We start from the raw sequence: 14,768 nt of genomic DNA on the forward strand, positions 1-14,768 counted from the left end.
CTGCGGTGCTGGGCGGGTGGTGCTGCAAAGTCTGTGGATCGTGCGGAGAAAATCGGCACTGCGGCAGTATGGCAGGATTTTTTACGATTACCTACCTTTTGGTCAGTATTGTTGTTTTTCCGGTCGCGGGTGTGACTAGCTGAGCTCTGCGACGATCGTGCGGGCGGCCGCGGTGAGCACGGCACCGATGTCGGTGGGGGAGTGCAGGCTCGAGATGTACACGACGGCGAGGGAGGCGGGTGATTCCCCGGGCACGAGCAACGGAACGGCAATCGACGACAGGCCCGGAATGACCTCGTTGTGGCTCGAGGCGTAGCCGAGAGCAACGACCTCCCCGGCCTCGCTGCGGCGGGTTTCCGGGTGGCCGAGCGCGGCCCATTGCGCCGCGCTCAGGCCTGACTGGATCGCGATTCCCGGTGCACCCATGTGCAGCGGATGCCGCGTGCCAGGCTGCTGTGCGACCGTCGCGTGGGCCTGCCGCGGCTCGATACTCACGAGCGTGAAGATCTCGCCCTGGTCGAGTACCGCGACGAAGGCGGTCATGCCGAGCTCGTTGGCGATGCGGGTGAGCACAGGCCGGGCAGTGGCCTGCAGATCGCGGGACACCCCGCGCGCCAGGGCAGCCAGTCGCGCGCCGAGCCGTACCAGTCCCGCCGGGTCGCGAACAACGAGACCGTGATCTTCCAGGGTGCGCAGAATGCGATAGGCGATCGAGCGGTGCACGTCGAGGGCGGCGGCGAGTTCGACGATCGTCATGGCTTTGTCGGTGTCGGCGAGAATCTCCAGCATGCGGATGCCGCGCGACAGGGTTTGCGAGTGGGCGGGTGCAGCCTTGGGGTCCGCGAATTCTGGAATCGACACGCTGGTATTCTCCCACCCGGCCAGGTCCTCTCGGTTAGCCAGCCACCCTGTCGGCGGGCGCAGCTAGGCTAATACCGTCAGATCGACGGGCAGGCAAAGTAGGGGAGAACCAATGACGGTTGTTACAGACACGAACACGAACGAAGCCGAGCTGCTCGCTCGCGTGCCGAACCAGCTCTACATCAACGGCGAATGGGTCGCCGCCACCGGCGGCCGCACCCTCGATGTCACAGACCCGGCCACCGGCCGCGTCATCAAGACCATCGCCGACGCGAGCGTGGCCGACGGCACCGCCGCCCTCGATGCGGCCGACGCTGCCCAGGCCGACTGGGCGGCGACCCCGGCCCGCGTGCGGGGCGAAATTCTGCGCCGCGCATTCGATCTGCTGCAGGAACGCAAGCAGGAGTTTGCCCTGTTGATGACCATCGAAATGGGCAAGCCGCTGCCCGAGGCGCTCGGCGAAGTCGCCTACGGCGGCGAATTCCTGCGCTGGTTCAGCGAAGAAGCCGTGCGCATCAGCGGCCGCTACGGTGCCAACCCCGAGGGCACCGGTCGCATGATCGTCACCCAGCAGCCGGTCGGACCCTGCTTTCTGATCACCCCGTGGAACTTTCCGCTCGCCATGGCCACCCGCAAGATCGCCCCGGCGCTCGCCGCGGGCTGCACCGTCGTCGTCAAGCCGGCCGCGCTCACCCCGCTGACCACCCTGCACTTCGTGGCCCTGCTCGAAGAGGCCGGGCTGCCCGCCGGCGTCGTCAACGTCATCACGACGTCGCAGTCCGGCGCGGTCTCCGAGCCGATTATCGCCGACCCCCGCCTCCGCAAACTCAGCTTCACCGGCTCGACCGCGGTCGGCAAGTCGCTCATCAAGCTCTCCGCCGAGAACGTGCTGCGCACCTCGATGGAACTCGGCGGAAACGCCCCGTTCGTCGTGTTCGCCGACGCCGACCTCGACAAGGCTGTCGACGGCGCGCTCATCGCCAAGTTCCGCAATATCGGGCAGGCCTGCACCGCCGCCAACCGTTTCATTGTGCACGAGTCGATCGCTGCCGAATTCGCCCGCCGGGTCACCGAGCGGGTCGAAGCGTTCCAGATCGGCCGCGGCACCGAGGCCGGCATCACCATCGGCCCGCTGATCGACGGCAAAGCCGTCGCCAAGGCTGACTCGCTCGTACAAGATGCGCTCACTCGCGGCGCGACCCTGCTCACCGGCGGCGCCGCGATCGAGCGCGAGGGCACCTTTTACGCACCCACCGTGCTCACCGACGTCAAGGCCGGCAGCGACATTCTGCGCGACGAAATCTTCGGCCCGGTGCTCGCGATCAGCACCTTCACCGACGAAGCGGATGCCGTGCGCCTCGCCAACGACACCGAGTTCGGCCTGATCAGCTACGTGTTCACGACCGATCTGGCCCGTGGCCAGCGCATGATCGACAAGCTGCAGACCGGCATGATGGGCCTGAATACCGGCGTTGTCTCCAACGCGGCCGCACCGTTCGGCGGCGTCAAGCAGTCCGGCCTCGGTCGCGAGGGCGGGCTCGAGGGCATTCACGAGTATCTGTCGACGAAGTACACGCTGACGCCGACGCCCTAAAGCGGCAAATTGCCGGAGGGTGCATCCGTTTCGCCCTAGAGGAGAGAAATAGAGGAGTCAGTGGTTTCCCGCCCCGGGGAGGGCCACAGCACGCGACGTCGGGTTTGCTGCTGTGGCCCCTTCTGCTGGCAGGGGGAACTGCAACCGAGTCGAAGGAAACTCACTATGCTGGTGCGCGCGGAGGTTGTCACTCTCACAGTGCGATCGCCGAACCCCTGCCCGGTACGTGTTTCGGCCCGAAGGACCCACCCTCACGTGAGCGCACCTACCGACGATGACGCGTCCCTCCACCGCGCCTTTCAGGACGGTGATGAGCGCGCCCTGGCCGCGGCGTATGACCGCTGGTCACCGTTGGTATTTACGATCGCCGTGCGCTCCCTCGCCAATGCGTCCGACGCCGAAGACGTCACCCAGAAGGTATTCATTGCCGCCTGGCGGGGGCGCGGTGGGTTCGACCCGGCCCGTTCCCGGCTTCCGGCGTGGCTGATCGGCATTACGAGGCACGTGATTGCCGACACCCACGAGGCACGCAGTCGCCAGCGGCGGCTCGAAGACTCACTCGCCGCGACCATCCCGGCACACCGCGTCGATGACAGTTTGAGTGTCGTCAACCGGGTGCTGGTCGGCGACGAAATCGACCGGCTCGAGCCTGTGCCCCGGCAGGTGATGCGCCTCGCCTTCTTCGACGATCTCACCCAGGTGCAGATCGCCGACAGCCTGGGGCTTCCACTCGGCACGGTCAAGAGCCACATGCGGCGCAGCCTGACCCGCCTCCGCACCCGGTTGGAGGTGTCCGATGACTCGTCTTGATGGCACCCACATCGCCGCGGACGACCTGCACCTGCTCGCCCTGGCCGAGGTCGACGCGAGCGCGGCGGAACGGGCCCACCTCGCCACCTGCGCCGAGTGCTCCGGGGAATACCTCGCCCTGTGGCAGGTCGTGCAACTCGCTCGTGCCGTCGGGTTCGATTCGCGGCTCACCCCGCCTGCGGGCGTCTGGGCAGGCATCCAGGCCGAACTCGGGCTGAGCAACGCGGTGCACACACCACCCACCTTCACGAAAACCGCTGACGCGACGTATACTGCGGCCCCGCCCCAGGCACCTGCTTCGCCGGTCGCCGACCCGGCGGCGGCCGGACCGACGGCCGAGGTGTCGGTCGAACCAGCACCCGTGCGACTGCTGTCCCTCCGCCGCTGGGTCCCGTTCGCGGCAGCCGCCGGCCTGATCGGCTTGATCGGCGGCATCGCCATCGGCGTGGCGAGCACCGCCGGCCCGCCACCCGAGCAAGTCGTGGCCGAAGGCGCCCTCGACGCCCTGCCGGGATGGGCCGCGAGCGGGTCGGTCCGGGTCGAGCAAACCGCCGACGGCCGCCGCTCGGTCGTCGTCGACCTCGACGCGCCGAATCCGCCGGGCACCGGCCTGCGCGAGGTCTGGCTGCTCAAAGCGGATGCGTCCGGCCTGGTCAGCATCGGATTCCTCGACGGTGCCACCGGTCGTTTCACTATCCCCGCGAGCGTCGACCTCGCCCAATACCCGCTGGTGGACGTGTCCGCCGAACCCGCCGACGGCGACCCGGCGCACTCCGGCGACTCAATCGTGCGCGGCGAATTACACGCGCTCTGAGTCGTTTCTCCAAATAAGTCGCCGTGGTGCATCCGAAACGCGCCCGACTAGAGAAGTTGTTACCAGGGAGGCACAGCCGCCTTCCGTAACGACCAACCTGGAGGTAGCAATGAACAAGTCCATCGCCGTCGGAATTTCCGCCGGCCTTCTCGTCGCACTCGCCGGGCTCGCGCCGGCGCAGGCGGCCGTTCCCGCGGCATCCGCTTCACCGGGTATGGCATCCGTGTCGGTGCTGCACGCCATTCCCGGACTGACCCTCGACATCTCGGTCGACGGTCGCGTCGTCGTCGCCGATTTCATGCCTGGAACCCTGCTCGGCCCGCTGAAGCTCACGGCCGGCACCCACACCGTCGGAATCTCCGCGGCAGATTCCCTCGAAGTCGGCGGCAGCGCCAACGGCTCGCCGCTTCCGTCGATCGCCGTGAGCGGCTCGACGACAGTCACGGTCACGGCCAATCGCAGTTTCACGGCGGTTGCCCACCTCACGGATGCCGGCCTTCCCACCGCCACCCTGTACAACGATGACACCAAGCCGCTGGCCGCCGGACAGGGCCGCCTCACCGTGCGCCACGTTGCGGCCGCTCCGGCCGTTGACGTTCTCGCCAACGGCGCCGTTGCCGTCGCCGGCCTGACCAATCCGTCGCAGGCCGTGCTCGATCTGCCGGTCGGCACGATCAGCGCCGTCGTGGCCGCCGCCGGAACGACCGCGCCGCTGCTCGGCCCGGCGGAAGTCACGATCGCCCCGCGCACCAACACCATCGTCTACGCCTGGGGCAGTCTCGCCGACGGCAACCTGGCCCTCTACGTGCAGACGGTGCACACGCGGGCCGCAGCGCCGGCATCCGTTTCGGTGCTGCACGCCATTCCGGGCGTCGTGGTCGACGTGTACGTCGACAACCGCAAGGTCATTGACGACTTCGAACCCGGCACCCTCACGAAGACGTTCCGCCTTCCGGCCGGCAGTTACACCCTCGCCATCACCGCAGCAGATGCCGTTGACGCGAGCGCTCCCGTGATCGGCCCGGTCGACCTCGCGGTTGCCGCGGGCGTCAACTACACGGCTGTCGCCCACCTGACCGAGGCCGGAGTTCCGACCGCGGCCTTGTTCGCCAACGATACCTCCGCGACCGGCGCCGGCCAAGGCCGCCTGACCGTGCGTCACGTCGCCGCTGCTCCCGCGGTGGACGTACTCGCGAACGGTGCTCCGGCCATCACCGGCCTGACCAACCCGAACGAGTCCGTGCTGGTGCTGCCGGTCGGCACCATCTCGGCCGCGGTTGCGGCTGCCGGAACCACCGCGGCACTCATTGGGCCGGCCGACGTGGCCATTGCCGCGAGCACGAACACCATCGTCTACGCCTGGGGCAGCCTCGCCGACGGCACGCTCGCCCTGGCTGTGCAGACGGTGTCCACGAAGTAGCTTCGTCCGGCATAACTCCTGCAATCTGAGCGTCGACCCCGCGCGGGCCCCGGATTTCCGGGGCCCGCGCGGCCGGGTCCGTGAAATTGCAGGAGTTATGCCGCTCGAGCCGGGTGTACCGCGCCGCTGGCTAGACTTTGCGGATGCCCCTGATCGCGATCGACGACCTGAGCGACCCGCGACTGGTCGACTATGCCCACCTCACCGACGTGGCCCTCAAGAAGGCCCGCGGCACCGAACACGGGTTGTACATCGCCGAATCAGCCCTGGTTTTGGAGCGGGCCCTGCGCGCCGGGCACATTCCACGCTCCGTGCTCGCGCTCGGCAACACAGCCGATGAGGCGCTCGCGGTGCTCGGCGACTACGCGGCCGAGGTGCCCGTCTTTGTCGGCCCCGGCGAAATGCTCGCCGACCTCACCGGCTACATTCTGCACCGTGGCTTGATCGCCGCGATGCACCGACCCGAACTGCCGAGCGCCGACAGCCTGCTGGCCGATGCGCGTCGCATCGTCATCCTCGAAAACGTGGCCGACCCGACCAACGTCGGCGCCATCTTTCGCTCGGCCGGTGCCATCGGAGCGGATGCCATTCTGGTCACGCCGCGCTGTTCCGACCCGTTCTACCGTCGCGCCATCCGGGTCTCGATGGGTACGGTGCTGCAGGTGCCGTGGACCCGCGCCGGCGACTGGACCGAGACTCGCGCCCTACTCACCCGGCACGGCTTTCATGTGGCGGCCCTCGCGCTGACGCCGGATGCGGTCAGCCTGCGCGATTTTGACGGTACCGCTCACGAACGTCTGGCCCTGTTGCTCGGCGCCGAGGGCGAGGGACTCACCCCCGAGGCACTCGCCGCCTCGGACACCGTCGTGCAGATTCCAATGAAGCACGGCATCGACTCCCTCAACGTCGCCGCCGCGAGTGCCGTCGCGATGTGGGCGCTGTCCGGGTAACCCCTTCCGCCACCTGAGCCCGGCGGGCCTAGGCTGGGGGCATGAGCAATGAAGCTGTCATCATCGACGTTCTGCGCACCCCGTCGGGCCGGGGCAAACCCGGTGGAGCCCTGGACGGCATCCATCCGGCCGACCTCCTGGCCACGGTGCTGCGTGAGTTGGTCAGCCGCAACAACCTCGACCCGGCACTGATCGATGACGTGATCGGCGGCTGTGTCAGCCAGGCCGGCGAGCAGGGCAATAACGTGACCCGCACCGCCCTGCTGAGTGCCGGCTTTCCGCACACCGTGCCCGGCACCACGATCGATCGGCAGTGCGGCTCGAGCCAGCAGGCCGCCACTTTCGCCGCCCAGGCCGTGATGAGCGGCAACGCCGACGTGGTCATCGCCTGCGGCGTCGAGTCGATGAGTCGGGTACCCCTCGGGTCTACGGCCGGCGGGCAGGACCCGTTCGGCACGCTCATGCACGAGCGTTACCCCGACGGCCTGGTCAACCAGGGGGTGTCGGCCGAGCTCATCAATCAGAAGTGGAACTTGGGCCGCGACGCCCTCGACAACTACGCGGCCCGCTCGCACCGGCTGGCCGCAGCGGCGGCTGAACGGGGTGATTTCGGCGGCGAAATAGTGGCCGTCACCCGGCCGGACGGCAGCGTGATCAGCGAGGACGAGACCATCCGCCCGGGCACCTCGCATGCTTCACTCGCCGGACTGCGCCCCGCCTTTCGTACCGACGCGCTCGCTGCCCGGTTTCCGAAGCTCGGCTGGCACGTCACGGCCGGTAACTCCTCACCGCTCACCGATGGCGCCTCGGCGACCCTGATCATGAGCGCCAAGAGGGCCGCGCAGCTCGGTCTGAACCCCCGCGCCCGGTTTCACAGCTTCACCGTGGTGGGAAGCGACCCCATGCTCATGCTGACCGGCGTGATTCCGGCGACCCAGCGCATCCTCTCGCGGGCCGGCCTCGGCATCGACGATATCGACGCCTACGAGATCAACGAGGCCTTCGCGAGCGTCCCGCTGGCCTGGCTGCGCGAACTTCACGCCGACCCCGATTGCCTCAACCCGCGCGGCGGCGCCATCGCCCTCGGCCACGCGCTCGGTTCCTCGGGCACGCGCCTGCTCGGCACGCTGCTCAATCACCTCGAAATGACCGGCGGTCGCTGGGGCCTGCAGGCCATGTGCGAGGGCGGCGGCATGGCCAACGCCACCTTGATTGAGAGGCTCTAATGCAGATTGACGGATGCTCCGCCCTCATTACCGGAGGCGCCTCCGGCCTCGGCCTGGCCTGCGTTCGCACCCTGCACGAAGCCGGCGCATCCGTCGTATTGCTGGATCTCCCCGGCGCTCCCGGCGACGCAATTGCCGCCGAGCTCGGCGACCGGGCCCGCTTCGTGGCGGGCGACGTGACGAGCGCCGGCGACGTGCAGGCCGCCGTCGACGCGGCGGTGGCCCAAGCGCCGCTTCGCATCGTGATCAATTGCGCCGGCATCGCGCCCGGCGCCCGCACGGTCGGCCGCGACGGCCCGCTGCCGCTTGAAGATTTTGAGCGGGCGATTCGCATCAACCTGATCGGAACCTTCAACGTCGTGCGGCTGGCTGCCGCCGCGATGCAGCTCACCGAACCCGTCGGAGACCCGGGCCGCCAGGGCGGCGCCGAACGCGGCGTCATCGTCAACACCGCCTCGGTCGCCGCGTTTGACGGGCAGATCGGGCAGGCCGCCTATGCCGCGTCCAAGGGCGGCGTGGCCGCGATGACCCTGCCGCTCGCCCGCGAATTCGCGCAGAGCCTGATTCGGGTGATGTCGATCGCGCCCGGCATCTTCGACACGCCCATGCTGCAGGGGCTGCCGCAGCCGGTGCGGGATTCTCTCGGAGCCCAGGTGCCGCATCCGTCCCGGCTCGGTGACCCTCAGGAGTTCGCATTCCTGGTGCGGCATATCATTGAGAATCCCATGCTCAATGGGGAAACTATCCGCCTTGACGGGGCGATTCGGATGCAGCCGAAGTAGAGCTGTAGGTTCGAAGGAACGACTCTTTAGGGGAACCCTCGTATGGCAGTGATATTCGGCACGATCCTCGTTCTGGCCGGGTTCGCCTGTGCCGTCTACGGGGTACTGCTCGTGGCCTGGGCGAACCCAACGACGCCGCTGCCCATGTTCACCAGCGCACCGAGCCGGCCACGGGCATCCGTTTTGTTGAATGTCGGAGCCGTCGCGCTGGTGATCTGGGGCGCGAACCTCATGACGCCGGAGATCGGCGCCTGGGCTTTCGTGCTGCTCACCATTGCCGTGCTGGGACCGTTCATCGTGATTCGCGCCTGGCACAATGGGCGGGTCGCCAGAGGGGCACAGCGCTGATGGAGCTTCTGCTGGGCGTCATTCTCGTCGCCATCTCGACCGCCCTCGGTCTGGCAGGAGCTGCGAGAATATCGGGGCAGAATCGAGGCTTGGGAAACTATGTGAATCCCACGGTTCGCCAGAAGCTGCCCATGCTGGGCTGGAGAATTCTCCACGTCGGCCTACTGGTTTTCGGCGTCCAGCTACTGCACAACGAGCTGGGCACTGTGGCCTATCTCATGTTCGGAATCGTCGTCGTTCTGCCGTTGATCTTCGCCCTGTGGCGCAACGCGCGTCGCCCGGCTGACGCCTGATCAGGCAGGCAGCGGCGCAGTCGGCTGCTGCTGCGTAATGCAGTGGATGCCGCCGCCCCGCGCAAACAGCGGCCGCGCATCGACCGACACCAAGCGGCGCCCGGGATAGGCGGCCGCGAGCACGTCGCGGGCCAGGGAATCGGCCCGCTCCTCGCCGAAGCTGCAGGCGATGACTCCGCCGTTGACGACGAGATGATTGACGTAGTTGTAGTCCACGAACCCCTCGTGGTCGCGCAGCACGGCGGGCGCCGGCAGGTCGATGATTGTGAACGATCGCCCGGCCGCGTCGTGCGCGTCGGCCAACAGGCCGCGAAATTCGCGGGTGAGCGGGTAGTCGGGGTGACCCGGATCGTTTTGGGCGTGCAGCAAAATCGTGCCCGGCGATGGCAGCGCGGCGACCATATCGATGTGCCCACGGGTGCCGAATCGCTCGTGGTCGCGGGTGAGGCCGCGTGGCAGCCAGACGACGTGCTCCGCGCCGATCGTGCGGCGAAGCTCCGCCTCGACCGAGGCGCGCGTGGCGCCGGGGTTGCGACCCGAATCGAGTTGCACGCTCTCCGTCACCAGCACGGTTCCTGCGCCGTCGACGTGGATTCCGCCGCCCTCGTTCACGAGCGCGGACGACACGATTGCTGCACCGGCGGCATTTGCTACGAAGCGGCCGATCTTCGAATCGTGGTCCCAGGTGGCCCAGTCCTGGCCGCCCCAGCCGTTGAAGGTCCAGTCGACGGCGCCGAGCCGGCCGGTGTCGTCGTGCACGAAACTCGGGCCGATGTCGCGCATCCAGCTGTCGTTCAGCGGAGCCTCGAGCACCTCGATCTCGGCCGACAGATAGCGCCGGGCTACGGCGCGCTCGGCGGGGTCGACGACCATGCGCACGGGTTCGAATTCGGCGACGGCGTGGGCGACGGCCGCCCAGGTGCGGCGGGCTTCGTGGGCTTCAGTCGCAGTGTCGCCGAGCGTGTAGCCGCCCACCGGAAACGCCATCCACACACGGTCCTGCGGCGCGGTTTCGGCCGGCATGCGCCAGGTCATACGGTCGCCGATCCGTACGGATGCGCCGGGTCGACCGGCGCGACCAGCCCGGCATAACTGTCCGGGCGTCGAGTCATCAGGAAGGGAAACAGGACGAGCCACTCCTCGCGCTGGGTCAGGTCCAGGTCGGCCACGAGCGCCACCGACTCGCCGCGAGGCGCCTGCACGAGCACCCGTCCGAACGGGTCGGAGATGAACGACGAGCCGTAAAAGGTGAGGTCGCCCTCGTCGCCGTGCCGGTTCGGCACGACCACGAACAGTCCGCTCGTGATGCCGTTGGCCACGATGACCTGCTGCCAAATCGGCTGGGTGTCGAAGTCCGGAAACAGCGGTTCCGATCCGATCGCGGTCGGGTAGGCGAGAATTTCGGCGCCGCCGAGCCCGTACAGCCGGGAGACCTCGGGAAACCACTCGTCCCAGCAGGTCGGTAGCCCCAGGCGCGCACCGGCCACGTCGTAGACCGGGTACGCGTCCTCGGCCGACCCCGGCCGAAAGTAGGTGTCCTCGTAATACCCGGCCGTGACCGGGATATGCATTTTGCGCGTGCGACCGAGGAGTTCGCCGGCCGGCGACACCAGAATGGCCGTGTTGTAACCGCGCGGGTCGTTCGGTTCGTCGGCTTCAGCAGGCTGCTCGAACAGCGAGGCGTGCACGATGACGCTGTGCAGCCGCGCCTGTTCGGCCGCGAAAGCGAAGGTGGGGCCGCCCAGGAGCTGCTCGGCATCCGCTTTGGGAATGCCGGTGGCTCGCACATTGCCGGGGTATTTGCTAAGGGTCAGTTCCGGCAGAAACACGATCCGGGCGCCAGCCTCAGCCGCCAAACGGATGCCCTCGGCCAGCTCCGCCTCGAGCGTCGCGTCGTCCGCGTGCCAGCGATGCTGCACGAGACCGACGCGCAGGGGAGTCCGGTCGGGCTCGCGCACCCGGGTGGGCGAGGCGGGGCTAATCGGGGCCTCGATCAGTCTCATGCGGTCTCCTGGGTATTATTGGCGATCAAACCTGATCCCAATCTACATAACCCGGCTACTTTGCCGCGTGCGCCTCCAAAAACGCATAGACCTCGGAGTCGTCGACCCCGGGAAACGTGCCGGACGGCAGCGGCGACAGCACGTGTGCGTGCAGCCGGGCGCTCGGCCAGGCCCGGCCGGCCCAGCGCGCGGCCGCATCCGAGTTCGGCCGACGACAGCACGACTCATCGGGACAGCGCGACACCGTACGCTGCGTGGTCTCACGCCCGCGAAACCACTTCGCCTGCGCAAACGGAACGCCGACGCTGATCGAAAACTCACCGGCATCCGTTGACCCGGTCTGCGTCGCCGACCAAAACGTACCGGCCGGGGTGTCGGTGTACTGGTAGTACTCGGTGGTGCGGTTGGTGTGGGTGAAGGCGCTGCGGGCGCTCCACTGCTTGCAGACGTACTGGCCCTCGATCGACCCGGTCACGTCCACCGGAAACGGCAGATCGTCGTTCTCGTAGCCCTTTTGCAGGGCGCCGTCGCCGTTGACGCGCAGAAAGTGCAGGGTCATATCGAGGTGCGAGGTGGCGAGGTTGGTCAGTCGCAACGCTGCAGCCTCATGGGTCACGCCGAAGGTGTCGCGAAAGTCCTCCACCGACAGCTCGCGCTCCTGCTTGGCATTCGACAGAAAGGCGACGGATGCCTCGCGCGGCATTAAACAGGCCGCCGCGAAGTAGTTGATCTCGAGCCGCTGCCAGAGGAACTCCGCGTAGCTGCCCGGCCGTTCGTGCCCGAGCAGCCGGTGCCCCATCGCCTGCAGGGCCATCGACCGCAGGCCGTGCCCGCCGGGAATCGACGCGGGCGGCAGGTAGATGCGCCCATTGGCCAGGTCGGTCACCGAGCGGGTGGAGTTGGGCAGATCGTTCACGTAGATCAGGCTGAATCCGAGCTGATCGGCCATGACGCTGACCTCGCGGTGGGTGAGCGCGCCCGAGACGTGGCCGCTCGCGCGCACCCGTTCCTCGACCAGTTCCTCGATGGCCGGCAGATAGTTGCCCTGTTCCCGCATCCGCTCGCGCAGTTCGGTGTTGGCTCGCCGCGCCTCTTCCGGCGTCGCGATGGCTTCGCTGGCCCGGCGGGACAGCTCCCGGTGCAGGCCGAGCAGCGATTCGATGGCGGGCAGCGGCATCCCCTTAGTGACTTTTACGACGGGCAGGCCGAGCGCCCCGTAGAGCGGATTTTTCTGGGCACGGTCCAGTTCGATCTCGAGCGCCGCCCGATTGTTTGGGGCTTCCCGGCGCAGCAGCTCGGCCAGGTCCACAGCGAGGGCCGTCGCGAGATCCTGCAGGGTCGACAGCTTCGGCTCGCGGCGGCCGTTCTCTATCAGCGACAGCTGACTGCCGGCGAGGTGAACGAGCGCACCCAGTTGGTCGAGGGTGAGACCGCGCTCCCCCCGAAAGTGACGGATGCGATGGCCGAGCAGGATCAGATCGGAGGCTTGAGGCGACATTCCTTAACGATATCTAAAAAACTGCATTTCTTAAGTAGCAATATTGCGGGTTTAGGGCTCAAAGCAGGGCCATTGTTGGTGTGTAAGACGAAATTATGGTTTCGCACAGCGTCTGACAGCAACGGGGCCCGACGTTTTTGACCACTTCGCAACTTTTTCTCGATACCCGGCGACCGGAAAGGCCAGCATATGACTCTCACCAACTCTTCCCTCCAGACCAACGGGGATTCGTACCCGACGCGCACGGGCAGCACCGACCCTAACCTGCAGTCCTGGGTCGATGAGATTGCCCGCCTGACCGAGCCCGACGCGATCATCTGGTGCGACGGCTCCAAGCGCGAGGCCAACGAGCTCTCCAAACTGCTCGTCGCCTCCGGCCAGCTCATCCGCCTAAATCCGGAATGGCGCCCCAACAGCTTTCTCGCCCGCACCAACCCGAAAGACGTTGCCCGCGTCGAAAACCGCACCTTCATCTGCTCCAACGATGAAGCGGATGCCGGCCCCACCAATAACTGGGCCGCACCGGTCAAGATGCGCGCCGAACTGCGTGGTGTCTTCGCCGGCAGCATGCGCGGTCGCACAATGTACATCGTGCCGTTCTCGATGGGCCCGCTCGGCGGACCCATCTCGCAGCTGGGCGTTGAGATCACCGATTCCCCCTATGTTGTGCTCAACATGGGCATTATGACGCGGATGGGCGAGACCGTGCTGACCATGATCGAAGCCGGCGACCCGTGGGTGCACACCGTGCACAGCGTCGGGTACCCGCTCGTCGACGCATCGGGAATCACCCGTCCCGACGTGGAATGGCCCTGCAACGATGACAAGTACATCGTGCAGTTCCCCGATACCCGCGAGGTCTGGTCCTACGGCTCCGGCTACGGCGGAAACGCCCTGCTCTCTAAGAAGTCCTTTGCGCTGCGCATCGCGTCGGTGATGGGCCGTGATCAGGGCTGGCTGGCCGAGCACATGCTGATCATCAAGCTGATCTCACCCGAGGGTGGCGTGTTCCACGTGGCCGCCGCCTTCCCCTCCGCCTGTGGCAAGACGAACCTGTCGATGCTGCGCCCGACCATTCCCGGCTGGAAGGTCGAAACCATCGGCGACGACATCGCGTGGCTGCGCCAGGGCGAAGACGGACGCCTCTGGGCGATCAACCCGGAAGCGGGCTTCTTCGGAGTCGCCCCCGGAACCGGTGAAACCACCAACCCGACCGCCGTCTCCACCATGTGGGGCAACACGATCTTCACCAACGTCGCCCTGCGTGACGACGGAGATGTCTGGTGGGAAGGTCTCACCGACAAGGCTCCCGATCACCTGATCGACTGGCAGGGCAAGGACTGGACGCCCGACTCCGGTCGAACCGCCGCCCACCCGAACTCGCGCTTCACCGTTGCGGCCGCCCAGTGCCCGTCGATCGCCGACGACTGGGAAGCGGCCGGCGGCGTACCGATCGACGCCATCGTCTTCGGTGGCCGTCGGGCGACCAACGTTCCGCTGGTCGCCCAGGCCCGAAGCTGGAAGCACGGCGTTTTCATGGGAGCGACGATCTCCTCCGAGAAGACCGCGGCCGCTGACGGCATCGTCGGCGAGCTGCGGCGCGACCCGTTCGCGATGCTGCCGTTCTGCGGCTACAACATGGCCGACTACTGGGGCCACTGGCTCAAGGTCGGCAAGGAACTCGGCACCAACGCCCCGGCGATCTTCCAGGTGAACTGGTTCCGCAAGGGCCCGGACGGCGACTTCATCTGGCCCGGATTCGGTGAGAACTCGCGGGTTCTCGAATGGATGATTCGTCGCATCGAGGGCAGCGCCGACGCCGTCGACACCCCGATCGGACTGCTGCCAGCCGAAGGTGCGCTGAACCTGGACGGTCTCGACCTGTCCAAGGAATCCGTTGACCAGCTGTTCGCGATCGACCAGACCAGCTGGCTCGCCGAGTGCGACCTCACCGAGGAATACTTCGACAAGTTCGGCGACAAGGTTCCGCCGGCACTGCGCGCCGAACTCGCGAGCGTGCGCTACCACCTCAAGGACTAGTTCCTGCAGTGCGAACGGCCCCGTCACGCAGGTGGCGGGGCCGTTCGTGTACCTCCCGTGCGTGCATTACTTTCCGGGCCCGGGCCCGGGAAGCGGGCCCATGATCTATCGTGGGCCGGGTGTCACAAG

General features: G+C 67.3%; 14 protein-coding genes. 10 read left to right on the plus strand and 4 right to left on the minus strand.

The genetic code is table 11. The features are described from left to right. Positions 1–135: 135 nt before the first annotated feature. Positions 136–861 (minus strand): IclR family transcriptional regulator, encoded by a 726-nt coding sequence (locus E3T46_RS13230; RefSeq protein ID WP_241980742.1) that lies wholly within the window; start codon positions 859–861, stop codon positions 136–138. 112 nt (positions 862–973) lie between these two features. Between E3T46_RS13230 and E3T46_RS13235 the strand changes: the two genes are divergently transcribed. The 9 genes from E3T46_RS13235 to E3T46_RS13275 all read left to right on the plus strand — a co-directional run bounded on the left by E3T46_RS13235 (position 974) and on the right by E3T46_RS13275 (position 9,098). Then, on the plus strand, positions 974–2,455 hold the full coding sequence (locus E3T46_RS13235) for an NAD-dependent succinate-semialdehyde dehydrogenase (protein ID WP_134578904.1): 1,482 nt from the start codon (positions 974–976) through the stop codon (positions 2,453–2,455). A 255-nt stretch (positions 2,456–2,710) separates the two neighbouring features. After that, the gene (locus tag E3T46_RS13240) at positions 2,711–3,265 is read left to right on the plus strand and encodes a sigma-70 family RNA polymerase sigma factor (protein WP_241980743.1); all 555 of its coding nucleotides are present in this window, start codon (positions 2,711–2,713) and stop codon (positions 3,263–3,265) included. Next, positions 3,252–4,079: an anti-sigma factor gene (locus E3T46_RS13245; RefSeq protein WP_134578906.1), complete on the plus strand. Its 828-nt coding sequence runs from the start codon at positions 3,252–3,254 to the stop codon at positions 4,077–4,079. The genes E3T46_RS13240 and E3T46_RS13245 overlap by 14 nt, the downstream gene beginning before the upstream one ends. 109 nt (positions 4,080–4,188) lie before the next feature. Then, a complete protein-coding gene (locus E3T46_RS18550; protein WP_241980744.1) occupies positions 4,189–5,499 on the plus strand; it encodes a DUF4397 domain-containing protein in 1,311 nt (436 codons plus the stop codon). A 143-nt stretch (positions 5,500–5,642) separates the two neighbouring features. Then, entirely contained in the window at positions 5,643–6,449 is an 807-nt protein-coding gene (locus tag E3T46_RS13255) for an RNA methyltransferase (RefSeq protein WP_134441944.1), read from the plus strand. Between the two features lie 41 nt (positions 6,450–6,490). Beyond that, entirely contained in the window at positions 6,491–7,675 is a 1,185-nt protein-coding gene (locus tag E3T46_RS13260) for a thiolase family protein (RefSeq protein WP_134578907.1), read from the plus strand. Then, a complete protein-coding gene (locus E3T46_RS13265) occupies positions 7,675–8,457 on the plus strand; it encodes an SDR family NAD(P)-dependent oxidoreductase (RefSeq protein ID WP_092448943.1) in 783 nt (260 codons plus the stop codon). The genes E3T46_RS13260 and E3T46_RS13265 overlap by 1 nt, the downstream gene beginning before the upstream one ends. Positions 8,458–8,499: 42 nt before the next feature. Next, complete coding sequence (locus E3T46_RS13270; RefSeq protein WP_134472313.1) at positions 8,500–8,805, plus strand: hypothetical protein; 306 nt, start codon at positions 8,500–8,502, stop codon at positions 8,803–8,805. After that, on the plus strand, positions 8,805–9,098 hold the full coding sequence (locus tag E3T46_RS13275; RefSeq protein ID WP_134578908.1) for a hypothetical protein: 294 nt from the start codon (positions 8,805–8,807) through the stop codon (positions 9,096–9,098). Before E3T46_RS13270 ends, E3T46_RS13275 begins: the two co-directional genes overlap by 1 nt. On the opposite strand, the gene E3T46_RS13280 is transcribed toward E3T46_RS13275, so the two are convergent. Genes E3T46_RS13280 through E3T46_RS13290 form a run of 3 tightly spaced genes read right to left on the minus strand, consistent with a single transcriptional unit; the run spans position 9,099 to position 12,599 of the window. Next, complete coding sequence (locus E3T46_RS13280) at positions 9,099–10,133, minus strand: agmatine deiminase family protein (protein ID WP_134578909.1); 1,035 nt, start codon at positions 10,131–10,133, stop codon at positions 9,099–9,101. It abuts the gene before it with no gap. Next, complete coding sequence (locus E3T46_RS13285) at positions 10,130–11,101, minus strand: nitrilase-related carbon-nitrogen hydrolase (protein ID WP_134578910.1); 972 nt, start codon at positions 11,099–11,101, stop codon at positions 10,130–10,132. The genes E3T46_RS13280 and E3T46_RS13285 overlap by 4 nt, the downstream gene beginning before the upstream one ends. 55 nt (positions 11,102–11,156) lie before the next feature. Next, positions 11,157–12,599, minus strand: coding sequence for a helix-turn-helix transcriptional regulator (locus tag E3T46_RS13290; protein ID WP_092448938.1), 1,443 nt, complete (start codon positions 12,597–12,599; stop codon positions 11,157–11,159). 189 nt (positions 12,600–12,788) lie between these two features. Here E3T46_RS13290 and E3T46_RS13295 point away from each other — a divergent pair, with 189 nt between their 5' ends. Beyond that, positions 12,789–14,639, plus strand: coding sequence for a phosphoenolpyruvate carboxykinase (GTP) (locus E3T46_RS13295; RefSeq protein ID WP_134578911.1), 1,851 nt, complete (start codon positions 12,789–12,791; stop codon positions 14,637–14,639). The last annotated feature ends 129 nt before the right edge of the window (positions 14,640–14,768 follow it).

It is taken from the genome of Cryobacterium sp. Hh11 (assembly GCF_004404045.1).
Lineage (GTDB): Bacteria > Actinomycetota > Actinomycetes > Actinomycetales > Microbacteriaceae > Cryobacterium > Cryobacterium levicorallinum.